Here is a 24,080-nt window from a genome sequence, read left to right as displayed (position 1 = left end):
CGCGCAAACGACCGGGAACGCGGTCCTGTCGTACTGCGTCGCGGCGCTCGTCGCCGTCCTGAGCGCGGCCGGCGTGGCGCGCATCGGCAACGGCCGCCGTCGTTCGGTCATCGGCGAAGCGGGTGACTACCAACCGGCCGGCGCCGGCCGGTCGAGCCGACTCGCCCCGAGCGAATACACCGTCGCCCGACACGTGGCCGATCTCGACGCCATCCGGCAGAAACTGGCGGCGCCGAAGGTGGTGCTCATGGATGACGGTCGCTGGTCGATCAACGCGAGTACCGGGGACATCCGCAGGTCATCGCCCGCTCATAACCTGCGTACGGCCCCGGTACTTGGGGACGCGGACGCGGCAGCGGAGCCGCAACGAAGCGAAGCGAGTGGAGCGCAGCGGTGCGGCTGGGAACTACGGTCGCACGCTCGGCGGACGCGCGACATGGGAGATACGGAGAATCGCTGTCGCGGGGCATCGGTCTCCTCCGGGTTCGACGCGGAACGGCAGGTTTCGGGCGGCACGCTCGACATCGCGGCGTCGGCGCCCGGATGGAACGGGACGGAACCGCATGGAACGCCTCCTCTGAAGGAAAGTGCGGACATCCTTCATGGGAGAAATGTTTTGTTGCTACGCCGGATCTTTGTCGGCGGCATGGCTCTTGCCGCCGCCGTAAGCACGTTGACGGCCTGTGGAGAACGCGGTTCGGAGTCCGGTGGCGCCCTGGGTGCCTCGCCCTCCGCGGTGCGCCCGAAGCAGCTGTTCGCGGACAACTTCGAGCCGGTGTGCGACGGCAAGCCGTTTCCGTTCGCGAAGGCGTACGACGCCGCCGCGACGGGGCACAAGGCCGTCCTGTTCCGGACCTATCGCGACGGCGCCTGGGTCGACGGTTCGAGCGGACTGCCCGCCGATTGGACCGTCAAATTCGAGGCCGGCGGCGACGCCTACGCGGCGGTGGACGTGACCGTCTGCCTCAAACGCACCGCGGCGACGTTCGTCAAGGAATGCCGGGGCTACGAGGTCAACGGCAAACCGGACGCACTCGTCGTCAAGATGCACTCCGCGACCTGGGTGATGAGCGTGCACGAAGCGCAGACCGGCAAGGAACTGGCCTCGAAGGAGGTCGCTGCCACCGACACGACGTGCACGAGGTACGTGGTCGGCGCACCGAAGGACGCGACCACCCTGGACGAGTTCGCCAAGGTTCCGGACGAGGACGTCGTAGCGTTCGCCAAGCCCTTCGTCCAGCCCTAAGCGGTGGCCGCTCGGCCCAGCCCGGTGTGCGGGCGCTCCTGCCGCAGCCGGCGCAGGCGCAGGCCGAAGGCGACCAGCAGGACTCCGAACACGATGGCGAAACCGCCGATCAGCATCACCAGTGCCAGCGCCCCGGTGGCGGGCCAGAGCGCCAGGAGGATTCCGAAGAGCACCGAGGAGGCGCCGCTGAGGACATACAGCCATTCGCCCTGGATCTCCCGGCGCAGCCGGATCGCGGCCATGATTTCCAGGACACCGGTCACCAGCGCCCACCCGGCGATCAGATACAGCAGAGCCAGCGTGGTCACGCCGGGCCAGACGAAGGTGACGATGCCGGCCAGCACACCGGCGACGCCCGCGAGGATGAGCCATCCGCGACGGCCGCGGTCCTCGCCCGTGGCGGCGGCGACGAGGGCGAGCACGCCGTCCACGAAGGCATAGGCGCCGAACAGGACGACCAGCACGAACACGGTGACGTCCGGCCAGATCAGGGCCGAGGCCCCGAAGAGCACGGCCGCCACGCCGCGCAGGACGACGGCCCACCAGTACCGGGTCAGGGTCTCCGACATGTGAGTTCTCCGTTCAGGGTCGGGCCAGATATTCGTGGACCAGTCGTACGGCCATCGCGCCCTCGCCGACGGCGGAGGCGACCCGCTTGATGGAACCGCTGCGGACATCGCCCACGGCCAGAACACCGGGGCGGCTCGTTTCCAGGTTCGTGGGCGGCCGGCCGGACGCGGTGTCATCCGCCGCGTCCGGACCGGTGCAGATGTAGCCGCGCGGGTCGAGCGCCAGCCGGCCGCGAAGCCAGCCGGTGCACGGCTCGGCGCCGATGAAGACGAACAGCAGCGCCGCCTCCAGCTGTTCGTGGGCTCCGGTGCGGTTGTCCTCGACGACGATCGCGCGCAACTGCCCGCCGTCGCCCACCAGTTCCCGGACCTCCGTGTGCCGCCGCACCGTGACGGCCGGGCTCCGCTCGACTCGTTCGACCAGGTAGCGGGACATGTCGCGGGCCAGGTCGTCGTGGCGGATCAGCAGGTCGACCCGGGTTGCGTGCCGCGCGAGGAACACCGCGGCCTGCCCGGCGGAGTTGCCCCCACCGACGACGACCACGGGCAGACGCTCGCAGAACCGTGCCTCCATCATCGTGGCGGCGTAGTAGACGCTGGAGCCTTCGAACTCGTCGAGCCGCGGCACCGCGAGCCGCCGGTACCGGGCACCGGTCGCGATCACCAGAGCGTGGGTGGTGATCTCGGTGCCGTCGTCGAAGCGCACGGTCTGGAAGCTGTCGCGCGCCTCCAGGCCGATCGCCTCGGCGGGGACGGTGATGGTGGCGCCGAACTTCTCCGCCTGGATCACCGCCCGGTCCGCCAGTTCCGCGCCGGAGATCCCGGCCGGGAACCCGAGGTAGTTCTCGATGCGGGACGAGGTACCCGCCTGCCCACCGGTGGCCACCGCGTCCACGACCACCGTCGACAGGCCCTCGGACGCGGCGTACACCGCCGCGGCGAGCCCCGCCGGCCCCGCGCCCACGACAACCACATCGGCGAACTGCCCACCGGCCGACAGCCGGCGCAGACCGACGACGCGGGCGAGTTCGGCGTTGTCGGGCTTGCGCAGTACCTGGTTCCCGCGCCAGATCACCACGGGTGTGTCGCTCGGTGCGACGCCGAGCCGCTCGAGGAGTTGCGCGGCGTGCGGGTCCTCCTCCAGATCGATCCAGGTGTGCGGGATCCGGTTACGGGCGGCGAACTCGCGCAGCCGGCGCACGTCCGGCGAATAGCGCGATCCGACGATCCGCATGCCGGCCACCGCGTCGATCAGGAACTCCCGCCGGCACAGGAACGCCCGCAGAATGAGGTCGCCCAACTCCGGACGCCGGTGGACGGTGTCGCGCAGTGCCTGCCACGGCACCGCCAGAACCTCCCCGGCCTCGAGGGCGATCGACGACACGAACGCCGGCTGCCCGGTCAACAGCCCGATCTCGTCGAGGAACCGGCCCGGGCCGTGGACCCTGATCAGTCGCTGGGCCGGCGTGCCGTAGCCGTCGTAGACACCCACCTTGCCGGAGAGGATCACCAGGAAGTCGCGCTCCCGCTGGCCCTCGGCGATGAGCACGTCGCCCGCCTGCACGGTCTGTCGCCGGCCCTCGTCGCTGAGGGCCCGGATCTGGTCGGCGTCGAGCCGGGGTGCGGCGCCGTCCGTGTCGGGCGTCTCGCTGAGGTCGCCGTCGGTGCGGCCCGGCGTGCTCACGGCGACCGGTCCAATGTCTCCTTGACCCACCGGCGCAGCGCGTCCAGCGGTACGGCGCCGGGCTGGCGGCCGAGGATCTGCCCGTGGTGCATCACCAGGAGAGTGGGCACCGCCTGGACGGAGAACCGTTCGACGAGCTTCGGCGCGGCGTCACAGTCGATCTTGACCAGCTTCAGCTCGCCGGCCCGTTCCCGGGCGAGCTGTTCCAGCGCGGGACTGACCATGCGGCACGGCGCGCACCAGGTGGCCCAGAAGTCGACGAGGACCGGTATGGTCGCCTGCTCGACCGCGCCCGCGAACGTGTCGTCGCCGGCCTCGGCGATCCACGGCAGCGGGCGGTGGCAGTTGCCGCATCGGGGTACGCCGGCGGCAACGGCGGCCACCCGGTTGCGGCGCCCGCAGTTCGGGCACTCGACGATCGGGTCAGCCATGGGACTCGTGCCGCACGACGAGTTCGCCGTTGTCGAGGTCGACGCGGACGGTAGATCCGTCGGCGATGTCACCCCGCACCAGGGCGCGGCCGATCCGGGTCTCCACCTCGCGGGCGATGAACCGGCGCAGCGGCCGGGCCCCGTACACCGGGTCGTAGCCCCGGTCGGCGACGAACCGGCACGCCTCCTCGGTCAGCTCCACCGTGATCCGGCGTTCGCTCAACCGGCTACGCAGGTCGTTGAACATCAGGTCGACGATGCGCTGGATCTCCTCCCGGGTCAGCGGTTTGAACAGCACTATCTCGTCGATCCGGTTGAGGAACTCGGGCCGGAAGTGCTGGCGCAGATCGGCCATCACCAGATCGCGGCCCTCCGGTTTGAGTTCGCCGTCCGGGGTTACGCCGTCGAGCAGGTACTGCGATCCGATGTTGCTGGTCATGACGATGACGGCGTTGCGGAAGTCGACGGTGCGCCCCTGGGCATCGGTCAGCCGGCCGTCGTCGAGCACCTGGAGCAACGTGTTGAAGACGTCGGCGTGGGCCTTCTCGATCTCGTCGAAGAGCACCACGGAGTACGGCTTGCGCCGCACCGCCTCGGTGAGCTGGCCGCCCTCCTCGTACCCGACGTAGCCGGGCGGCGCGCCGACGAGCCGGCTGACGGTATGCCGTTCCTGGTACTCGCTCATGTCGATGCGGACCATGTTGTCCTCGGTGTCGAACAGTTCCGCGGCGAGGGCGCGGGCCAACTCGGTCTTGCCGACGCCCGTGGGCCCGAGGAAGATGAACGACCCGATCGGACGGCGCGGGTCCTTGATGCCGGACCTGGCCCGGATGATGGCGTCGGCGACCAGCTGCACCGCCTCGTCCTGGCCGATCACCCGCTCGTGCAGGATCTGGTCCAGGCGCAGCAGCTTCTCGCGCTCGCCCTCCTCCAGACGGCTCACCGGGATCCCGGTCCAGCGCGAGACGATGCCGGCGATCTCCTCCTCGGTGACCACCTCGCGGAGCAGCCGGCGCCCGCCCTGCTTGGCCGAGAGGCGCTCCTCCTCGGCCCGCGCCCGGCGTTCCAGCTCGGGCAGCTTGCCGTGCCGCAGCTCCGCCGCCCGGTTGAGGTCGTAGCGGCGTTCGGCGTCGGCCGCCTCGTGGCGGACCTGCTCCAACTCCTGGCGCAGCTCCTGCACCCGGCGCAGCGCCTGGCGTTCGGCGTCCCACTGCGCGCGCAGGGCGTCGGTCTCGGCCCGCACGTCGGCCAGTTCCTTGCGGAGCTGTTCGAGCCGCGCCTTGCTGGCCGCGTCGTCCTCTGTGGACAGTGCGGCTTCCTCGATCTCCATACGGGTCAACCGGCGGGTCAGTTGGTCCAGTTCGGTGGGCATCGAGTCGATCTCGGTGCGCAGCATCGCGCACGCCTCGTCGACCAGGTCGATCGCCTTGTCCGGCAGGAACCGGTCGGTGATGTAGCGGTGGCTCAACTTGACGGCCGCCACCAGTGCGCTGTCGGCGATCTTCACGCCGTGGAAGATCTCCAGGCGTTCGCGCAGCCCGCGCAGGATCGACAGGGTGTCCTCTTCGGCCGGTTCCTCGACGAGCACCCGTTGGAAGCGGCGCTCCAGTGCGGCGTCCTTCTCGATGCGCGTGCGGTATTCGTCGATCGTGGTCGCGCCGACCATGTGGAGTTCGCCGCGGGCGAGCATCGGTTTGAGCATGTTGCCGGCGTCCATCGCACCCTCGGCCGCGCCGGCGCCCACCACGGTGTGCAACTCGTCGACGAACAGCAGGATCCGGCCCTCGGCCGCGCGTACCTCGCTCAGCACGGCCTTGAGCCGTTCCTCGAACTCGCCGCGGTACTTCGCGCCGGCGACCAGTGAACCCATGTCGAGCGCGAACACCGTCTTGTCGCGCAGGCCCTCCGGCACGTCGCCGTCGGTGATGCGCTGCGCGAGGCCCTCCACGATCGCCGTCTTGCCCACGCCCGGGTCACCGATCAACACCGGGTTGTTCTTGGTCTTGCGGGACAGGATCTGGACGACCCGGCGGATCTCGTTGTCCCGGCCGATGACCGGGTCGAGCCTGCCCGCGCGGGCGTCGGCCACCAGGTCCCGGCCGTACTTCGCGAGCGCCTCGTACGCCACCTCCGGCATCGCCGAGGTGACCCGCTGGTTGCCCCGGATGCCGGTGAGCGCCTGCAGGAAGCCGTCGCGGGTGAGGCCCTCCTCGTGCAGCAGCCGGCCCGCCGCGGAGCCGGCGCCCTCGTCGATCAACGCGATCACGAGATGCTCCACCGAGACGTACTCGTCCTTGAGCCGGGTCGCCTCCTGCTGAGCGGTCTCGAACAGCCGCGCGAGCCGTGCCGTCACGCGGACCTGACCCGGCGCCGCGCCGGGCCCGGAGACCCGCGGCCGGCGGCCGAGTTCGGCCTCGAGCCGGGAACGCAACCGGTCCGGGTCGGTGTCGGCGGCGCCCAGCAGGCGGGGCACCAGCCCGTCGGGTTGCTCCAGCAGCGCCAGGAGCAGGTGTTCACCGTCCACTTCGGAGTGTCCGAAGCGCAGCGCCTTGGTCTGCGCGTCGTGCAGTGCTTCCTGTGACTTCTGGGTGAGTCGGTTCAGGTCCACGGACTGCCTCCGGTGGGTCCGGTCGGTGGCGTACGCAATTGCCGTTCCAGGTCGGCGATCCGGTCGAGCAGGTCGATCACGACGCCGAGGGCCGTGTAGTTGATCCCCAGGCCGGCGCGTAGCCGCTGGATCCGGCTCACGTCACGCAACTGGTACCGGGCGAAGAACAGCGTGCCCGTGCCGTCGCGGTGCGGTTCGAGCAGGCCGAGGATCACCAGGCGACGGATCAGCTCCGGGTGCACACCCGCGTCGCGGGCGAACGATTCGAGGTCCAGCCGCCGGGATCGCTCCGGGCGGCGGATCGGCACGAGTCCGTAGGTCACGTCGGCCTCCGGGGATCGAACGTCGAGACGGCGGCGAGCTGTTCGAAGAGCTGCCGTTCACGGTCGGTGGGCCGCGGCGGAACCGCGATCCTGGCTTCGGCGTACAGGTCGCCGGGTTGCCCGCGCGGGTTGGGCATGCCGCGGCCGCGCAGTCGCAGCCGCCGTCCGGAGGACGTGCCGGGCGGCACCTTCACCTTCGCCTCGCCGCCCGGCGTGTCCAGCGCGACGGAGGCACCCAGCGCCGCCTCCCACGGTGTCAGCGGCAGATCGACCGTGATGTCTCGGCCGTTCACCCGGTACCGCGGGTCCGGAGCGAGGCGGACGACCAGGTAGAGATCGCCGGCCGTCCCGCCCTCCCCGGCCTGCCCGCCCTGCCCGGCCAGCCGGATGCGCTGGCCGTCGGTCACGCCGGGCGGAATCGTCACCTCGTAGCTGCGGCCGTCGAGGCTGATCCGCCGTCGCCCGCCCCGGTACGCCTCCTCGACCGACAGTTCCAACTCGGCTTCCTGGTCGGCACCTGACACCGGCCCCCAGCCTCGTCGGCGACCGCCGAACATGCCTTCGAGCAGATCGTCGAGGTCGACGCCCCCGCCCATGTCGGACTGGAACCACACGCCGTCGTCCGGTCCCCCGCCCGCCGGACGGCCACGGCCCCCCGTACCCGCCCGGCCACGTGAACCCGCGCCGGCCCGGGCGCGCGCCCAGGTCTGCGGATCGACACCCTCGGGTACCTGCCGGAAGTCCGGGCCGAACGCGTCGTAGCGGCGGCGGGTCTCCGGATCGGAGAGGACGTCGTAGGCCTCGGATATCTCCTTGAACCGCTCCTCGGCGCCCGGATCCTTGTTGACGTCGGGGTGGTAGGTGCGGGCCAGCTTGCGGTACGTCCGCTGGATCTCGTCCTGGCCGGCGTCCCTGGACACCCCCAGGATGCGGTAGAAGTCCCGATCCGGGGCCATCAGCTGTCCTTCGCCACGACCACGGCCGCCGGGCGCAGTTGGTGATCGTCGGTGCCGTAACGCGGGCGTACCACGTGCACCACCGTGCCGGCCGGCGCGTCCGGGCTGGGAATCGTGGCGACCGCCTCGTGCCGGCTCGGGTCGAACTTCTCCCCGACGTCGGACTGGCGGGGGAAGCCCAGGCGTGCCAGCACTGCGAGTGCCTGCTCGCGGATCGCCCGGACGCCTTCGACGATGCTGTCCGGGTCGCTCTGCGCGTGGTCGACCGCCAGGTCGAGGTTGTCCAGCACGGGAAGCCACTGTGCGGCGAGCCGGGCGCGTTCCTGGTCCTGCTGGGCGGCCGTGTCCCGGGCCACCCGCTTGCGGAGGTTGTCGAAGTCCGCCAACGCCCGCCGCCAGAGGTCCTCGAGCTCGGCGATCCGCGCGTGCAGCTTCGCCACGTCACCGTCAGGCGCCCCGGTGCCGGCCCCGGGCGCCGCGTGGCGGGCGGCGGTGTCCGGGGCGCCTCTTTCCGTCGACGGGATCGGTGCGGGGTCCGGCTCAGCCATCGCGCTCATCCGCTGGTGAACTCGGCGTCGATGACGTCGTCGTCCCGACCCGCCCCGGGTTGGCCACCGCCCGGCTGGCCGCCACCGGGTTGCCCGCCACCGGGCTGGCCGCCACCGGACTGGCCGGACGCCGCGCCGCCGGCCGCAGCCAGCCCGTGGTAGACCTGCTGCAGTTCCGAGGCCATCGCGCGAAGCCGGTCGACCGGTGCGTCTTCCTTCAGTGCCTGCCGCGCATCGGAGATCAGCGTCTCGGCCCGGGCCTTCTCGTGCACCGCGACCCGGTCGCCGAGTTCGTTGAGCCGGCGTTCCACCTGGTAGGCAATGGAGTCGAGCTCGTTACGGGCCTCGATCTGGGCGCGCAGCCTGGTGTCCTCGTCGCGGTGCTGCTCCGCATCGGCGATCATCCGGTCGATCTCGGACTTGTCCAATGTGGACGTCTGCGTGATCGTGATCTGCTGCTCGGCGGCCGTGTCCTTGTCCCGGGCGGAGACGTTCAGGATGCCGTTGGCGTCGATGTCGAACGTCACCTCGACCTGCGGCTCACCGCGCGGCGCCGGCCGGATGCCCTCCAGGCGGAAGCGTCCGAGGGCCCGGTTGTCGGCGGCCCGCTCCCGTTCACCCTGCAGAATCACGATGTCCACGGCGGACTGGTTGTCCTCCGCGGTGGAGAACACCTCCGTGCGGCGGGCCGGAATCGTGGTGTTGCGCTCGATGACCCTGGTCATGATCCCGCCGAGGGTTTCGACACCCAACGACAGCGGAGTGACGTCGAGCAGCAGTACGTCCTTGACGTCGCCCTTCACGACCGCCGCCTGGATGGCCGCGCCGAGCGCGACGACCTCGTCGGGGTTGACCGTCATGTTGGGGTCCTTGCCGCCGGTCAGGCGACGAACCAGCGTCTGCACGGCCGGGATACGGGTCGAACCGCCGACCAGGATGACCTCGTCGATGTCGTTCGGGCTGACCTTGGCGTCGGCGAGGGCCTGCTGCACCGGGCCGAGGCAGCGCTCGATCAGGTCGGCGGTGAGTTGCTCGAACGCGGCGCGGGTCAACGTGGTGTTCAGATGTCGGGGACCGTTGGCGTCGGCCGTGATGAACGGAAGATTGATGGTGGTCTGCATGACCGACGACAGCTCCACCTTCGCCCGTTCGGCCGCCTCGGACAGCCGCTGCAACGCCTGAGGGTCGTCGCGCAGATCGATGCCGTTGTCGCGTCGGAAGTCCTCCGCGAGATGGTCGACGATGCGCCGGTCGAAGTCGTCACCGCCCAGGTGGGTGTCGCCGCCCGTCGCGCGGACCTCGACCACGCCGTCGCCGACATCGAGCAGGCTCACGTCGAACGTGCCGCCACCGAGGTCGAAGACCAGCACCGTCTCGTGGCCCCGCTTGTCCAGCCCGTAGGCCAGCGCCGCCGCGGTCGGCTCGTTGATGATGCGCAGGACCTCCAGCCCGGCGATCCGGCCGGCGTCCTTCGTCGCCTGCCGCTGCGCATCGTTGAAGTAGGCGGGCACGGTGATGACCGCCTCGGTCACCTTCTCGCCCAGGAACTTCGACGCGTCGTCGACCAGCTTGCGCAGGATCAGCGCCGACACCTCTTCCGGCGCGTACAGCTTGTCCCGCACCTGGAACCGCACCCCGCCGTCCGGCCCCGGCACGACATCGAAGGTGACGGTCTTGGCCTCCTCCGGCACCTCATCGTGGCGGCGGCCCATGAATCGCTTCGCCGAGTAGATGGTTCCCTTGGGGTTCAGGATCGCCTGGCGCTTGGCCAACTGACCGACCAGACGTTCACCCTGCTCGGTGAACGCCACCACGGACGGGGTGGTGCGGGATCCCTCGGCATTGGGGATTACCGTCGGTTGACCGGCCTCCATGGTAGCGATGACGGAATTGGTCGTGCCGAGATCGATACCCACTGCCTTGGCCATTGCGGTGTCCTCCACGTGTTCGAACCCCGGTGGCGCGGCGCGCGTGCGCTTCACACGCCGCCGATCAAAATGCGTCTGGGTCATTCGATCTCAGCAGCCGCACCCGCTGACTGTCGATTGGCACGATTACCGATAGCTGCCGCGCGCGACGCTCTCCGTGGCCGACGCGAGGGTAAGCCGCCTGCCGTTTTATGTTTCCTCGACCTGCGGTCGGGAAGTAACGGCTGTCTGCTGAGTTGGTCCCCGCTGGCGGCTCCGGTCCCGTCCTCGGTCAACTCACCACAGTGGGCGTGGGGTGGTGGGATGGTCGAGTTTCCGCCGGGTGCCTTCGAGGTGGCCGTGGAGCTCGGCGAGATCGCGTCCGGGCAGGGCGATCTGCGACAACGCGCCGACGCCGTGCTGGGTTCGCTCGGGCGACTCGTGCCGTTCCAGGCCGCCGTGATCAACCTGTTCGATCCGGAGCGCGGGGTCCAGGCGCCGATCGTCTGCCGCGGCTACGACGACGCCACGTGCGGGTACATCACCAGCCGCGCCAACACCGACGAGATCGAATTGCTCGGCTTCACCCGATCGCACTCCGCCATGCGGCTGGTGGACCTTCCCGTCCCACGCCACCAGGTACGCGGCTGGGCCGAGTACCTGGAACCGGCCGGATTCCGGGAGGGTCTCGCCGTCGGTCTGTTCACTTCCGACGGCCGCCACCTGGGTTTGCTGGGCATCAACACCGACACCGCCGCGCATCCGACCGAGGCCTCCCGTGACCTGATCGGCAGGCTCGCGCCGTTGATCGCCAGCACGATCGACCCGATGCGCTCGATCGCGAGGGTCACCGAGATCGTCGGCGATGCCGAAGCCGGGGTCCTGGTCGCCGGCGGCGACACGCGGCCGCTGCCCGGCCTGCCGGCACACGTCCTCCTCCGCGCGGGCTCGGACGTGCTCGGGGTCGCGGTCGAACGGGTGGCCAACGGCTACGCCTACGGCTCCTTTCTCGCTCCCTTCACGGCCGACGGCGTACCACACGTCCACGTCCGGATCACGGTGCTGGCCGACCCCCGCGACCCGTCGCACCCCCTGAGCACCGGCGTGGTTCTGCTGTCCCCGCCCGGCGAGCTGTACGGGCTGACCCCACGGGAACTGCAGGTCCTGGGCCTGATCGTCGAGGGCTGGCCCAACTTACGCATCGCCGATGCCCTGTCGGTCACCAGACGGACGGTCAACGCACACGTCGAACACATCCTCACCAAGCTCGGCGCCGCAACGCGCACACTCGCCGCGGCCCGCTCGATCCGCCTCGGCCTGTACGTACCCCGACCGCTGCACAACACCTGATTCCCAGGATTGCCGCCCGGCGATCGCGGGAACCCTTGTCGTCACACAATGAACGAACGGAGACGGGGGAGTCGGATTGGGTGAGCTTCCGCCCGGAGGGTTGCGGGCTGCCATCGAGATCACGCAGATCGTGTCCATGCCGGGCGGGATCCTCCAGCGGGCGGAGGCGTTGCTGGAGCCGCTGCGCCGGATCGTCCCGTTCGAGGGTGCCTGGCTGTCCCTGCTCGACCCCGAACGCCGCGAGCAACCACCCCTGGTGGCCCGCGGCTACCCCGCGGCGCTGGTCCGGTACATGAGCGGCCCCGGCGGCGTGGCGGAGATCGAACTACTCGGCCTGAACCGCAACAGCGGCGCGACCCGCCTCGCCGACCTGCCCGTTCACCTCGACGAGGTGCGCTCCTGGGCGGACTACCTGGCCCCGGCGGGCTTCCGCGGGGGCCTGGTGGCCGGACTGTTCACCCCGGACGGCCGCTACCTCGGAATGCTCGGCCTCAACACCGACACCGCCGCGCACCCGACCGAGGCCGCCCGCGACCTGATCGCGGCGCTGGTACCCGTCATCGCCCAGGCGATCGACCCGATGCGCGCGATCGGCGCGGCCGCCCGCATCATCCACGACGCGCAGGCCGCGGTCGTGCTGACCCGAGCCGGCCGCACCCTTCCGCTCCACGGCATGCCCCCGCACCGGCTGCTGTCACCCGGCTCCGCGGTGCTCACCGTCGCGGCCGAGCACCTGGCCGACAACGCCGAGGTCGCCACGTTCCTCTGCCCCGACGGCGGGCAGCGCCTCGCCCGCATCACCGTCATCTCCTGCGCCGGACAGCCCGCCCGGCACCTCGCCGGCGTCCTGGTCGTGTCACCCCCCGGCGACCTGCACGGGCTCACCACCGACGACCTGGAAATCCTCGGCCTCCTCGCCGAAGATCGATCCGTCCCGCGCATCGGCGCCGCCCTCGACCTACCCCTTCCCACCATCACCGACCGCATCGCGCACATCCTGACCACACTCGCCGCCCCGTCCCGGACCGCGGCCGTCATGCGAGCCATCCGCCGGGGCCTGTACATCCCCCGACCCCTCGCAACGTGGGGTGCGCGCCGGCGGCAATGACCGGCCCGGGACGGTCGGACGACCCGGCGAACACCGGCGCGGGTGGCCCCGCGCGACCGGTCAGTGGGCCAGATGCGTGCGTCGCAGCCGTATCCAGCGGTAACCGAAGCCGTCCAGCTCAAGATCGCACAGGTCGAGATCCGGGTACTCGCGGTCGCTGAAGATCTCCACCGGCTCGCTGTTCTCGTCGAGTTGTACCGACAGCTTGATGCGGGTCGGACGGTCACTCAAGTTGTGCAGGAACACGATCGAACCGCGGGGTGCATCGGTGCGGTGCGCGAACACATGGGTCGGCTCGACCTGTATCACGTGATGGTCGCCGACGCCGATCTCGTCGCACTCGTGCCTGGTGTGCAGCATCCGTTCGAACCACACCAGCAGCGAGTCGGGGGCCCGGCGCTGGTCGGTCACGTTGACCCGTTCGAAGGAGTAGGGACCGTCGTCGATCACCGGGCGGACCAGGTCCTGCGCCGCGGCGGTGCTGAAGCCCGCGTTGGTGGTGGCCGACCACTGCATGGGCGTCCGGATCGCGTCACGCTCCGGCAGCCGCAGGTCCTCGCCCATGCCGATCTCGTCGCCGTAACGCAGTACCGGGGTGCCGGGCATGGTGAACTGAAGGCTGTACGCCATCCGCAGCCGGCGTTGGCCGTCGAGCATCGTGGCCAGTCGGCGTCGGATGCCCCGGCCGTACAGTTGGTGACGACGTTCGGGGCCGAACGCGGCGAAGACCGCCTCCCGCTCGGATTCCGGCAACTGTGACAGGTCGACCTCGTCGTGGTTGCGCAGAAACGTGGCCCACTGCCCGTGCCGGGGCAGCGGGGGCAGCGTTGCCAGCGCCTCGGCGACCGCTTCGGAGTCCTGCCGGGCAAGAGACAGCATGAGTGCCTCGTTGAGCCGGAACGCGAACAGCATCTGCAGCCGGTTCGCCGCGCCGTCGGCGTTGCCGAAGTACCGGATCAGATCGCCGTTGGGCACGTTGGCCTCGGCGAGAAAGACCGCGTCACCACGGCGCCAGGACATCCGCTCCCGCAGTTCCGTGAGTACCGAGTAGTCCCGGTTCTCCGGATCTTTCCCGGGCTCGGTGCATTCGATCATGAAGGGCGCGCCGTCGATGCGGAACCCGCTCACCCCGAGCCGCTCCCAGAACGACACGATTTTGGCGAGCTCCTCGCGTACATCCGGGTTGCCGATGTTGAGATCGGGCTGGAAGTCGTGGAAGCGATGGTGGTACCAGGCACCGGCCCGGTCGCTGTAGGTCCACGTCGTCTTCTGCACACCGGGAAAGACCATGCCCTCGCTGCGGTCCGGCGGCTCTTCCTCGGACCAGACATACCAATCGCGGTACACCGAACGCGGATCGGAGCAGGCCGACCTGAACCATGGATGCTCGTCGCTGGTGTGGTTCAGCACGAGGTCGAGCATTATCCGCAGACCGCGCTCGTCGGCGACGTTCATCAACTCGGCGAAGTCACCGAGACTGCCGAGGGTCGGGTCGATGTTGTAGTGGTCGGTGACGTCATATCCGCCGTCGCGCCACGGGCTCGGGTGGACGGGACTCAGCCACAGCGCCGTCACCCCGAGCCGGCCGAGGTAGTCGATCCGGCTGATCAGGCCACGCAGGTCACCGACGCCGTCACCGTTGGAGTCCTGGAACGCCCGCACATCGAAGTTGTAAATGACACCGTTGCGGTACCAACGCTCAGCCACCCTCACCCCTCGACGCACCGGATCGCAACGGCGGCCCCGCACACCACTTCCTCAACTCTCACAGGATCACCGGTTCTCATGGTCGACGTCGATTGGCATTCCTACCAATGCGTGCCGGAGGCCGGCGCGCGCAGTCAACACCCGCGACGGGCATTGCGACGGTTATCGGTGCGGATCCGGGGCAGGTACCCGCACATGAGCGGCAAGCAGATGGAAGGCGACAACGAGCAGCGCCGGACACGAGCCAGGCTGGCCCGCGAACGGTCGCAGGCGCCGAGCGAGGCCGGAGTGACACTGGGCGGCTCGAAACAACGTGAACATGTCAAGCGGGCGCACCGCGACGGACCGCCACCGGCGGGCAGCCACAAGCCGGTACCGCACGACCCGATCGAGGGCACGCCACCCCCACCGGATCCCCAATGGCCGCGCACGCCCGGCGGGGAGAGCGGCGGGCGCACCCATGACGGGCCGGATCGAATCCAGTACCGGGAGATGGTCACCGAGGTGGGCCACCGCATCGATGTCGACTTCGCCGACGCCCGACTCGCGGCCCAGGCGACCGTCACGGTGCTGGCCAGGGCGCTGGAGCCGGGTGACCGCCGGCGGCTGCTCGACGCGGTGCCCACCGAGTTGCACGACGACCACGCGACCGATGTGCCGTCCGGCCCCGGCGGCCTACCTGGCTTCCTGCACCAGGTCGCCGCGATCATGGACCGGACGACCGATCAGGCGCGGTATCCGGCACAGGCGGTACTGAGCGTCATGTGCGAACAGGACGGTGGCCTGGTGGAGTCGTTACGGCTGCCGGAATACGTGCGGGATCTCCTCGCGCGGCCGGCCGAAGGCGGGGTTGTCGGCGTGGACGGGCGTACGCCGCCACTGAACGACGACGAGTTGCGCGGCGCGCTGGACCGACTGCCGCAGTGGTCGGGAGACCGGAGCGCGATCGTGCGGACCATCGCCCTCGCTCCCGACGACCTGGAACGCGTGCTGCGGCGGCTCGCGGAGCTGAAGCGCGAGACCGGACGCGGGCCGCACATCGCGCGCCCCGAAGAGGGCACGGCCACGCTCGCCGTGCGCACCAACCGGGTGAACGCGGTGACCGCCCTCGACGTGGAACTCGCCCACCGCGTCGACGCCGCGATCGAGGAGGCCGGCGCGGGAATGGACGCCGGCTGATCCCGACTGCGCTACGACCCGGCCGCCACCGTGTCGATCCAGTCGTGGAGGTGGGCGACCTGTGTGGTCAGCAGTTGGGGGTCGCGCAGGGTGGCCGACAGTATTGCGCCGCCTTGTATTCCGGCGAGCAGGGCGGTGGTGCGATGGTGCTCGCCGCAGCACTCGGCGCGGTTCACGGTTACCCCACACGGCCCACCGTTCCCCATCGACCCCGCCATCGCGACGTCGTCGCCGAGCTTGGCCGGGGTCAGCTCCGCTTGGGTAGGTGGCCGGAGCGGACGAGGCAACCGAGCGTGTCGCAGATGACCCGGGTCGAAATCAGCGATGTGATCTCCGCGTTGTCGTAGGGCGGCGAACACTCGACCACCTCGATGCCGGCCAGCGGTGCGGCGTCGGCGATGATCTGGATGAACTTCAGCACCTCGCGCGGCAGGAACCCGCCGGGCTCGGGCCAGCCGGTGCCGGGCACGAACGCGGCGTCGAGGCAGTCGACGTCGAACGACAGCCAGACCGCCTCGGCACCGTCCCAGGCCACGTCCAGGGCGCGCTCGGCCGCCTGCTGGATGCCCATCTCCACGCAGTCGGTCACCGTCATCACGGTGGTGCCGCGCTCGCGACCGACCTTGACGCCCGGACGCGGCGCCTGCCACCCGCCGATGCCGATCTGCACCAGGTTCTTCGGTGGCACGTTGGGCAGGTCGGTGGCGTGGAACCAGGGAGTCGTGTGCATCCGCTCGTCGAGGTCCGTCTCCTGGGTGTCGACGTGCCGGTCGAAGTGGATGATCCCGAGGTTGCCGGTCAGGTGCTGGGCCACGCCGCGGGTCGTCGGGTAGCCGATCGAGTGGTCACCGCCCAGCACCACCGGGAACGCCCCGGACTCGTAGACGTGCGCGATGCCCTTTGAGATCTGGTCGAACGCCTTCTCGATGTTCGCCGGGATGACGAAGATGTCGCCCAGGTCGCAGATCGTGATGCTCTCGCGGAGATCGACGCCGAGTTCGAAGCTGTAAGGCCCGTACAGCGCGGAGATCTTGCGGATGCCCTGCGGCCCGAACCGGGTGCCTGACCGGTAGGTGGTGCCGCCGTCGAACGGCACCCCGACGACGGCGACGTCGTACTCGCCGCACCGCTTCACGTCCTCCAGGTACGGCGCCTTCAGGAACGTGTTGATGCCGGCGAAGTGCGGCAGTTCCCCGCGGCTGAACGTCGGGATGGTGCGGTCGACGATCGAGTCGGCGCCGGGCAGGCCCATCTCCAGGCCGCGGGCGATCTCGCGTTCGTGTGCGGTGGTCGGCAGGTCCCGCTCGCGTTCGACGGCGTAGCGGGCCTCGTCGCCGTAGGCCGGGCCGGAGCCCTCAGGACGGTGGTGGCCGTGGCCGAATCCCATCGGTGGTTCGCCTTTCTTCGGACGGGCGTGGTCAGGAGGCGACGGTGTCGCGGGCGCGCAGTGCCTCCGCGGCGGCCGCCACCTCGTCGGTGTCCATCGCCCGCACCGGTTGGGACGGCCATATCAGGGTGGCCCCGTAGAAGGTCGCCGCCGACGCGACGAACCCGATGAACGTCGGCCAGCCGTCGAAGCCGGGACCGATGACGTCGTTCTTCACGTACAGGAGCGTGTTCTCGGCGCCGAAGATGGTCGGCGTCAGCACGAACAGGCCGACCCGCACCACGAACCCGACGACGATCGCGGCCAGCGCGGCCTGGTGGTTGCGGCGGGATCCGTAGTGGCCGGCGATGAACGGGATCACCAGGCAGGCCAGCATCACGTCGAACGCCAGGGTCAGCAGGATGCCGGTCTCCGGCACCCGCACCGCGAACAGCACCGCCACGCCGACGACCGGGAACATCGACAGCCGGACCAGCCGCAGCATCGGGTCACGGCCGGTCGGAGCGGGGTCGCGCTTGTAGCCGGCCAGGTTGCGGACGGCCACGGCGGCGGTCCCCAGGATGGCGCCGTTGGCCGTCGAACAGGAGGCGGCGACGATTCCGCTGAGCACCAGGACGGCCAGGCCGGTGGGCGCGTACCCGGACATCAGGTGGAACAGGGCCGGCCCCTCGAACGGCTCGTCGCCGAAGATGCTGACGCTGGACAGCGCGACAAGCGCGTAGGGGATGCCGACCAGCGCGGTGGCGGCGGCACCGACGAAGCAGGCCCGCCGCGCGACGTCCGGTGACTTCGCGGAGAAGATCCGTTGCATGAAGTCGATGGCCACGATGTCGCCGATGCCGAGGGCCAGCAGCGTGCCCCAGTTGACGACGGCGCCCTGCCCGGGATCCGTGAGCTGGCCGAGGTCGAACGGGCCCATCCCCTCGGGCGTGCTGATCCCGAACCGCACCGCCACCCAGATCAGCAGGGACACGGACGCGACCACAGTGATGCACATCTGGATGAACGCGGTGTACGCGTCGCTGAACATCCCGCCGGTGATCGTGTAGGTGAGCACCACGCCGACGATCAGCAGAACGCCCACCTCGTAACTGGTGCCCAGGAACGCCTCGAACAGCAGCCCGCCGGCCACCAGGTTGCCGGCCAGCAGGATGCAGAAGCTGAAGATCATCAGAATGGACGCCAGTACCTCGACCGTGCGGCCGTAGACGATCCGGTAGAAGTCCGGCAGGGTGTGCAGTCGCATGGCGTTCATCCGGCGGGCGAAGAACAGCCCGGTGAACAGCAGGCACAGGCCCAGGCCGAACGGCAGCGAGGCGCCGGCCCAGAACCCGAACCCGAAGGACAGGTCGGTGTTTCCCAGCGTGGCGTTGGAGTCCACCGCCTGGCCCATCAGGCCCGCGGCGGACAGCGGAAGCATCAGCGATCGCCCGGCGACCAGGAAGTTGGTGCTGTCGCCGTCGACCTTGCGGGCCACCAGCAGCCCGACGACGAGCACGGCGACCACGCTGATCGCGACACCAGTGATGATCATCGATTCACCCCTGACGAGACGGCCCCGCGGATGCCCGCGGGTGATGCGGCCATCTCCCGGGCTTTTGTCCCGCCGTGGAACGCAGAACGCACGCCGTGTACGCCCGCGCCTCGTCTCTCGGACCAGACCCTGCCGTCGCGCGACGGCGGCGGAACCCTAGACGCGCCTCACCCGGTGGTGAGTCACGGACCAGGACAACGCCTGGTCGTTTCCGGCCGCGGTTCATGTAGGTAACAACCAGATGACTCGGTGCTCACGCCCCCGTCACTCGGTGGCGGGCGGGCGAACCTACTGCGACGCGGCGGGCGCCTGGAGGCACCTGACGACGTATCGTTCGCAACACATTCGTGCTCGCCGGCCACTGACAGGTGTGATGACCGGACTTCACATCAGTGACCGACAGCTGTGGGCCGAGGCCGTAGCCGGCGGTGAGTCGTCGTTCGCGCTGCTGTTCGAGCGGCATGTGCGAGCTGTCTACAACCACAGTTTCCGTCTGACCGGCTCCTGGGCCGACGCCGAGGACGTCACCCAGCAGGTGTTCCTCGCCGCCTGGCGGCGCCGCAGCGAGGTGACACTGGTCGCCGACTCGGCGCTGCCCTGGCTGCTCGCCACGGCGACGTTCGCCGCGAGGGGGTACCACCGCTCCACCCGGCGCTGGTTGGCGGCGCTCCGACGGCTGCCGCCCGAGCGGTCCAGCGGCGACGACCTCGCCGAAGAGGTGGTCGGCCGGGTCGACGACGAGCGGCGGATGCGCCGGTTGCTACGCGCGGTGAACCGCCTTCCCCGCGGCGAGCGGGAGGCGCTGATGCTGTGCCTCTGGTCCGGGGTGTCCTACCGCGACGCGGCGACCGTTCTGAATATCGCCGAGCCGTCGTTGCGGTCGCGGATATCCCGTGCCCGCGCGAGGTTGGCGCGAATGCTCGACACCGATGCCGCACCACTGACGATCGAGGAGGAACAGGCATGAACAGCGTTCTGGAACCACCGGCCGAGCGGGACCTGCCGCCGGGCCACCGGGAGCGGATGCGGCAGAGCCTGTTGCGGGAGATCGATGGTGGTCGCGACCGCCGGCCACGCCGGCCGCTGGTCCCGCTCGCGGCGCTCGCGGGCGCCGCGGTGCTGATAGCGGCGGTCGTGATGACGACGACGGGCCTGCCGTGGAACGGCGACAGCAGGACCGATGTTCGCGCCTACGCCTACCGGGGTGGCGTCGTCCCGCAGGATGTGCGGCGCACGGCCGACCGGTGCCTGGCGGACAACGACTTCGCGCAGCGGCACGATGACCCCCGCATGCGGCCGGAGGCGGTGGTAGGAGACCTGGAACTGGTCAACTACGTCAGCCGCAACGGTACGGTCGCCGTCTACTACCTGGCGGACAACGTCCTGGTGGCGTGCCTCAACCAGCCCGCGGAAGACAGCCGGTCGATCGCCGTCGAACCGCTGGGGGACTGGCTGCCGGGCGCCGTCCAGATCGACGGCGGCGTATCGGAACACATCGACGGCGGCGGTGCCGCGTTCAGCGTGCTGGGACGGGTCGCACCCGGTGTACACCGGGTCGTGCTCGAGCACGGCGACGGCCTGACGACCGAGGCGAACGTGCTCGACGGTACGTTCGTCGTCATCGCTGACGGTCCGGTGCGACCCGGCCGGGGCAGCCTCGTGTCGTACGACAGCGCCGGGACCGTTCTCGACCGCCGCCCGGCGTGGGCGATGGACCAGAAGGAACCCCGACCCTGCTACACCGACCCGGCCGGAACCGTCGTCGTGGGCTCCGGCTCCACCGGATGTGGAACTGCCGAACGCTGGCGCCGCTGATGTCCTGAGTCCGTAGTTTCCTGTGAAGGCGTTGGCGTTGCGGGCCCGGTTTCTGGCCGAGTGGGTCGATGGGTTGCTCGACGAGGCCCGTCCGGGCCGGCCACGGACCGTTAAAGATGGCACCGCAGCGTCGTCGCGCTGGACAGAGACTGGCGGGTTGCGGAGGCGAGTCAGCCTCGCCGCCAGCGCTGGGTATCACCGCCGGTACAGGGCGTCAATGACACCCAGGAGGTGTCGGTGGGCCGGGTCAGGCACATGCCGCTGGAAACCTGGCGGATCGTGCCGTCGCCGGGCTCGGTCCACTGCTGGTTCGCGCTGCCGTCGCAGTCCCAGACCACCACCGCCGCGCCCGGCGGTACCGCACCGGGCGCGGTCGCCAGGCACTTGTCGAGGACCGTGTAGCGGCCGGCGGACACGAACCACTTCTGGGCGCCGGTGCTGTTGCAGCCGACCGTGTGCACACCGTTGCCGTTGTGGGTGCGGCTGTTGTCGAGGTCCAGGCATTCGCCGTTGCCGGCGAGGATCGTGCCGATGTGGTCGTTGACGGTCCAGCGGATCGTCACGCTGGCGGTCCGCGTCGGGTCCTGCACCGCGGTCACAGTGACGGTGGACCCGTAGACCCCGGACCTCGTCGGCGTGCCGCCGATCAGGCCGTCCTCGCTGACGGTCATGCCGGGCGGGAGACCGGTTGCGGTGAACCGGACGGCCGAGCCGCCCGAACTGCGCAGCTGGACCTGCACCCGTTCACCGACCTTGGCGTTCTGCGGACCGGGATCGCTCACCAGTACCGGGCCGCAGCACGCGGCGAACCGGACACCCGGGTAATCCACCCGCGCCTGCTGAAACTGTCGTTCCCACTCGTCGGGCCAGCCGAACGCGTTCGTCGCCAACGGTCGCAGGTCGACTCCCGCAGCGGCACTCCAGAAGAAGACGAACTCGCCCCAGTTCAGGTTGCGCGCGTACTCGCCGTTGAACTGCGCGAAATGCTGCGTCAGCAGGCGGAGGTAGCGCACCAGCACCTGGGACTGGCCGTAGGTGTCGTAGATCGGCGCGAACCAGTCGGAGAACCACGCGGTGCCTTCGCGCGGAGACCCGTCACGCTGGCCGGCCATCTTCGCCCGCCACCGCTGCGCATCGGCGGTCAGGCCGGCCCCCAGGTACACGTCGTACTGGAAGATCTCGGCCCACTTGCTGTCCATCCAGATCGGGAAGGACGGGGATCCCTGGATCCCGCCGAAGCTCCCCTCGACGATGTGCGCGATCTCGTGGGCGATGATGTCCCGCGGCTGTGCCTCCGACTCGGCCCAGTTGTCCAGACCGATATCGATCACGTTGCGGTAGTCGTGGTGCGCGTCGAAGACCGTCGCCGGGTGGCCGCCGTCGTACCTGCCCTTGTGGAAGACGGCCGCCAGTCGGGCGCTGCCCACCCCGTCGTACGTGGCCCGCACGTAGCGCCAGATCGCGTCGGTGTAGCCGAACAGCCACGTCTGGGACGGTTCCATGTCGGGATCGAAGTACACCCCGAGCGTGTCGTTGTAGGAAACCCTGGTGACCAGCTGGGTGTGTTCATGCCAGTGCTCCTGCCAGGTGACCGGCAGGTCGGCCGTTCCCGTGGTGGCGGAGGCCGGGGTGGCGTAGGCGCTGCTCCCGGTGGCGTTCTCGGCACGGACGCGGTAGTGGTGCGTCGTGTTGCCGGCGAGTCCGACATCGCGGTACCGGGTGGTGCCGGCGGGCAGCGTCCGGGACCAGTTCCACGTCTGGCCGTCGGTCGAACGTTCCAGCCGGACCGCCGTCTCCCAGCGGGTGTTGTCCGCCCAGGAGATCTTCAACTGGTCGCCCGAGACCGCGTCGACGCGCAGTGCGTCCGGGGCTGCCGGCAGCGGCATGGCCTCCGGCGTCGCCATACCGAAGATCGCCAGATCGCCGAGCTGGGTGTCACGCGAGCCGTTGTTCGCCGTGACATCCAGCCGGTAGTACCGATAGGCGGCGGTGTTCGACAACCGGTACGAGTGCGTCTGGAACCGGTCGGTGAAGGACTGGTCGGTGCGGCTGTCGAGGGTGGTCCAGGAGACGCCGTCCGCCGACGCCACCAGCGACCAGTTCCGGGGATCGCGCTCCGGCGCGTCGTTGGCGGCGGTCACGGTGTAGCGGGTCGCGGTCGCGCGCCGGTCGAGCGTGTATCCGAGCCAGGTGGTGGTCGAGCCCCCGACGAAGTACTTGGTGTACGGCGAACGGTCGACACCGCGTTCCGCCCCCTGATCGCCGGTCTGCCCGTACCGGTCGGTCACCGATCCGGGGAGGTCGGTGAGGCGCAGTTCGACGGTGGGGTCGATCGGCGTCGCGACGGCGACGGCGGAGAACTCGGACGCGGGACCCGCCTCGGTGACCGCACGCACCCGGTAGGAGAGGCTGCCGGCGGTGGCGACGGTGTCGGTGAACGCCGTCGCGTCGGCCCCGACGATCGCCACCTGCGCGAACTGTCCGCCGTCGACGGATCGCTGGACCTCGAAGCCGGTCTCGGGATAGCCGGTGTCCACATCGGAGTTGTCCCGCCAGTCGAGGTCGACCGTCCCGGCGGCGACGGCCGCCGCGACGAGCCCGGTCGGCGCGGCCGGCTGACCGTCTCCGGCCCACAGCCCCCATTCGGCCCATTGCAGGTCCCGGGAGCCGTTCGTCTCGGTCAGCGTGAGGCGGTAGTACGTGTACGCAACGGTGTTGGCGACGAGGAAGCCGCGAGTGACCCCGCGCCCGTTGAACGACTCGCCGGTCCGCGAGTCGAGTGTGGTCCACGACGTGCCGTTGGTCGAACCCTCCAGCCGCCAGGCGCTGGGATCGCGGTCGGGGGCGTCGTTCGCTGAGGTGATCGTGTACCGGTCGACCGCCGCCGGTTCCGTCGAGCGGTACTGGACCCAGCCCCGGTCTCCGCCGGCGAAGTACTTGGTGCGCGGGTCGTTGTCGATGAGGTTGGCGTAGCTTTCCGACCCACTCGGCGCTCCGCGCTGTGCGGTGATCGTGCCACCGTTGTCGGTGATGTCGGTGCCGGCCGCGTCCGCTTTCGCGGCGACCACGCCGAACGCCAGGATGGTGCCTGCGACGACCAGCAACCGTCGGGAACGCGTGGTTCGACGTTTGCCTGCTGTGCCATGGCCCATCGAAGGCTGCCCCTTGAGGTGGGAGGATCGGCAAGGAAACGCGGCTGGAGAAGCACTCCGGACGCCGACGTGACTCTAGATTGATCAACGAGTGGCGTCGATGTCCCTGAATCTGCTACGTCGGAATGCCGCGCGCTCCCCCGCGCCTGCGGGCAAGGTCCCCGGATCGGCGACGGCTCGCCGTTGTTCAGGCGGCGGCAACCGACCCTTCGACTCAGGTCCACAGTGGACCGCGGCCCGTCCAGGAGACGACGAGCGCGATGTCGGTCAGCCCACCACCGTCGAAGACGTCGTCGGCGCCGCCGTCGAACTCCAGGCGCCACTCGCCTGTCGGGGTGGTGCCGACGATCGGCACCCAGGCGGGCGCATTCCCACGCCGCGTGCCGGCGGTGCCGTTCGTCGCGGTCGCCGCACCGCCCGCGCCGGCCCGGCGGCGAGCGCCCGGTCGACCTCCCGGGCCGGGACGTCCAGTTCCACGGTGCGGTAGCCGGCCCGCCCTTGCATCCTTCTACCTGTCGGCGCCTCCGTTCCGGGCAGCCTTACGGGCGAGGGCAGGGGACCGGTCCAGCCACGGGC

At 70.1% G+C, this 24,080-nt stretch carries 20 protein-coding genes and 1 riboswitch; of the genes, 6 read left to right on the top strand and 14 right to left on the bottom strand.

The window, feature by feature from the left end; genetic code table 11:
• Nucleotides 1-73 precede the first annotated feature (73 nt).
• Nucleotides 74-1,246 carry a hypothetical protein gene (locus tag Val02_RS32290; RefSeq protein WP_203903056.1) on the top strand — a complete coding sequence of 391 codons (1,173 nt, stop codon included), beginning with the start codon at nt 74-76 and terminating at the stop codon, nt 1,244-1,246.
• On the opposite strand, the gene Val02_RS32285 is transcribed toward Val02_RS32290, so the two are convergent.
• From Val02_RS32285 to dnaK, 8 genes are read right to left on the bottom strand one after another with little or no spacing between them, the layout of a single operon-like run.
• Entirely contained in the window at nt 1,243-1,815 is a 573-nt protein-coding gene (locus tag Val02_RS32285) for an HdeD family acid-resistance protein (RefSeq protein ID WP_203903055.1), read from the bottom strand. The two genes, Val02_RS32290 and Val02_RS32285, sit on opposite strands and share 4 nt — an antisense overlap.
• 13 nt (nt 1,816-1,828) lie before the next feature.
• On the bottom strand, nt 1,829-3,499 hold the full coding sequence (locus tag Val02_RS32280; RefSeq protein ID WP_203903054.1) for an FAD-dependent oxidoreductase: 1,671 nt from the start codon (nt 3,497-3,499) through the stop codon (nt 1,829-1,831).
• On the bottom strand, nt 3,496-3,930 hold the full coding sequence (trxA, locus tag Val02_RS32275) for a thioredoxin (protein WP_203903053.1): 435 nt from the start codon (nt 3,928-3,930) through the stop codon (nt 3,496-3,498). The genes Val02_RS32280 and trxA overlap by 4 nt, the downstream gene beginning before the upstream one ends.
• Nucleotides 3,923-6,538, bottom strand: a complete 2,616-nt coding sequence (clpB, locus tag Val02_RS32270) for an ATP-dependent chaperone ClpB (RefSeq protein WP_203903052.1) — start codon at nt 6,536-6,538, stop codon at nt 3,923-3,925. The genes trxA and clpB overlap by 8 nt, the downstream gene beginning before the upstream one ends.
• Nucleotides 6,529-6,861, bottom strand: a complete 333-nt coding sequence (locus Val02_RS32265) for a chaperone modulator CbpM (protein ID WP_203903051.1) — start codon at nt 6,859-6,861, stop codon at nt 6,529-6,531. The genes clpB and Val02_RS32265 overlap by 10 nt, the downstream gene beginning before the upstream one ends.
• The gene (locus tag Val02_RS32260; protein ID WP_203903050.1) at nt 6,858-7,817 is read right to left on the bottom strand and encodes a DnaJ C-terminal domain-containing protein; all 960 of its coding nucleotides are present in this window, start codon (nt 7,815-7,817) and stop codon (nt 6,858-6,860) included. The genes Val02_RS32265 and Val02_RS32260 overlap by 4 nt, the downstream gene beginning before the upstream one ends.
• Complete coding sequence (locus Val02_RS32255; protein ID WP_203903049.1) at nt 7,817-8,365, bottom strand: nucleotide exchange factor GrpE; 549 nt, start codon at nt 8,363-8,365, stop codon at nt 7,817-7,819. The genes Val02_RS32260 and Val02_RS32255 overlap by 1 nt, the downstream gene beginning before the upstream one ends.
• Nucleotides 8,366-8,370: 5 nt before the next feature.
• A complete protein-coding gene (dnaK, locus tag Val02_RS32250) occupies nt 8,371-10,293 on the bottom strand; it encodes a molecular chaperone DnaK (RefSeq protein ID WP_203903048.1) in 1,923 nt (640 codons plus the stop codon).
• Between the two features lie 303 nt (nt 10,294-10,596).
• Between dnaK and Val02_RS32245 the strand changes: the two genes are divergently transcribed.
• Nucleotides 10,597-11,622, top strand: coding sequence for a LuxR C-terminal-related transcriptional regulator (locus tag Val02_RS32245; protein WP_203903047.1), 1,026 nt, complete (start codon nt 10,597-10,599; stop codon nt 11,620-11,622).
• Between the two features lie 76 nt (nt 11,623-11,698).
• Nucleotides 11,699-12,730, top strand: a complete 1,032-nt coding sequence (locus tag Val02_RS32240) for a helix-turn-helix transcriptional regulator (RefSeq protein WP_203903046.1) — start codon at nt 11,699-11,701, stop codon at nt 12,728-12,730.
• Between the two features lie 60 nt (nt 12,731-12,790).
• Here Val02_RS32240 and Val02_RS32235 read toward each other — a convergent pair whose 3' ends face one another.
• Entirely contained in the window at nt 12,791-14,437 is a 1,647-nt protein-coding gene (locus Val02_RS32235) for an alpha-amylase family protein (RefSeq protein WP_203903045.1), read from the bottom strand.
• A 195-nt stretch (nt 14,438-14,632) separates the two neighbouring features.
• Here Val02_RS32235 and Val02_RS32230 point away from each other — a divergent pair, with 195 nt between their 5' ends.
• Complete coding sequence (locus Val02_RS32230) at nt 14,633-15,616, top strand: DUF2267 domain-containing protein (RefSeq protein ID WP_203903044.1); 984 nt, start codon at nt 14,633-14,635, stop codon at nt 15,614-15,616.
• An 11-nt stretch (nt 15,617-15,627) separates the two neighbouring features.
• Here Val02_RS32230 and Val02_RS32225 read toward each other — a convergent pair whose 3' ends face one another.
• The 3 genes from Val02_RS32225 to Val02_RS32215 all read right to left on the bottom strand — a co-directional run bounded on the left by Val02_RS32225 (nt 15,628) and on the right by Val02_RS32215 (nt 18,537).
• Nucleotides 15,628-15,792: a hypothetical protein gene (locus Val02_RS32225; protein ID WP_203903043.1), complete on the bottom strand. Its 165-nt coding sequence runs from the start codon at nt 15,790-15,792 to the stop codon at nt 15,628-15,630.
• Between the two features lie 71 nt (nt 15,793-15,863).
• A complete protein-coding gene (locus Val02_RS32220) occupies nt 15,864-17,003 on the bottom strand; it encodes an agmatinase family protein (RefSeq protein ID WP_203903042.1) in 1,140 nt (379 codons plus the stop codon).
• A gap of 31 nt (nt 17,004-17,034) precedes the next feature.
• Nucleotides 17,035-18,537, bottom strand: coding sequence for a high affinity choline transporter 1 (locus Val02_RS32215; protein ID WP_203903041.1), 1,503 nt, complete (start codon nt 18,535-18,537; stop codon nt 17,035-17,037).
• Nucleotides 18,538-18,588: 51 nt separating this feature from the next.
• Nucleotides 18,589-18,708, bottom strand: a riboswitch (guanidine-I (ykkC/yxkD leader).
• 202 nt (nt 18,709-18,910) lie between these two features.
• Between Val02_RS32215 and Val02_RS32210 the strand changes: the two genes are divergently transcribed.
• Both Val02_RS32210 and Val02_RS32205 read left to right on the top strand, forming a co-directional pair.
• Nucleotides 18,911-19,504 (top strand): RNA polymerase sigma factor, encoded by a 594-nt coding sequence (locus Val02_RS32210; RefSeq protein WP_239153495.1) that lies wholly within the window; start codon nt 18,911-18,913, stop codon nt 19,502-19,504.
• Complete coding sequence (locus Val02_RS32205; protein ID WP_203903039.1) at nt 19,501-20,352, top strand: hypothetical protein; 852 nt, start codon at nt 19,501-19,503, stop codon at nt 20,350-20,352. The genes Val02_RS32210 and Val02_RS32205 overlap by 4 nt, the downstream gene beginning before the upstream one ends.
• Nucleotides 20,353-20,522: 170 nt before the next feature.
• Here Val02_RS32205 and Val02_RS32200 read toward each other — a convergent pair whose 3' ends face one another.
• Both Val02_RS32200 and Val02_RS32195 read right to left on the bottom strand, forming a co-directional pair.
• Entirely contained in the window at nt 20,523-23,456 is a 2,934-nt protein-coding gene (locus tag Val02_RS32200) for a ricin-type beta-trefoil lectin domain protein (protein WP_203903038.1), read from the bottom strand.
• 262 nt (nt 23,457-23,718) lie between these two features.
• Entirely contained in the window at nt 23,719-23,859 is a 141-nt protein-coding gene (locus tag Val02_RS32195) for a hypothetical protein (RefSeq protein WP_203903037.1), read from the bottom strand.
• Nucleotides 23,860-24,080: the final 221 nt, after the last annotated feature.

The organism is Virgisporangium aliadipatigenens (genome assembly GCF_016863615.1).
GTDB classification, from domain to species: Bacteria; Actinomycetota; Actinomycetes; order Mycobacteriales; family Micromonosporaceae; genus Virgisporangium; species Virgisporangium aliadipatigenens.
Note: the sequence above shows the minus strand (reverse complement) of the source record. Positions and strands in the feature narration are given on the sequence as shown.

Excerpts from the sequence above, each read along its gene's own strand:
- Val02_RS32210 (WP_239153495.1), top strand. The coding sequence starts at position 18,911 with ATGACCGGACTTCACATCAGTGACCGACAGCTGTGGGCCGAGGCCGTA.
- Val02_RS32260 (WP_203903050.1), bottom strand. The coding sequence starts at position 7,817 with ATGGCCCCGGATCGGGACTTCTACCGCATCCTGGGGGTGTCCAGGGAC.
- Val02_RS32220 (WP_203903042.1), bottom strand. The coding sequence starts at position 17,003 with ATGGGATTCGGCCACGGCCACCACCGTCCTGAGGGCTCCGGCCCGGCC.
- dnaK (WP_203903048.1), bottom strand. The coding sequence starts at position 10,293 with ATGGCCAAGGCAGTGGGTATCGATCTCGGCACGACCAATTCCGTCATC.
- Val02_RS32205 (WP_203903039.1), top strand. The coding sequence starts at position 19,501 with ATGAACAGCGTTCTGGAACCACCGGCCGAGCGGGACCTGCCGCCGGGC.
- Val02_RS32245 (WP_203903047.1), top strand. The coding sequence starts at position 10,597 with ATGGTCGAGTTTCCGCCGGGTGCCTTCGAGGTGGCCGTGGAGCTCGGC.
- Val02_RS32255 (WP_203903049.1), bottom strand. The coding sequence starts at position 8,365 with ATGGCTGAGCCGGACCCCGCACCGATCCCGTCGACGGAAAGAGGCGCC.
- Val02_RS32230 (WP_203903044.1), top strand. The coding sequence starts at position 14,633 with ATGAGCGGCAAGCAGATGGAAGGCGACAACGAGCAGCGCCGGACACGA.
- trxA (WP_203903053.1), bottom strand. The coding sequence starts at position 3,930 with ATGGCTGACCCGATCGTCGAGTGCCCGAACTGCGGGCGCCGCAACCGG.
- Val02_RS32285 (WP_203903055.1), bottom strand. The coding sequence starts at position 1,815 with ATGTCGGAGACCCTGACCCGGTACTGGTGGGCCGTCGTCCTGCGCGGC.
- Val02_RS32215 (WP_203903041.1), bottom strand. The coding sequence starts at position 18,537 with ATGATCATCACTGGTGTCGCGATCAGCGTGGTCGCCGTGCTCGTCGTC.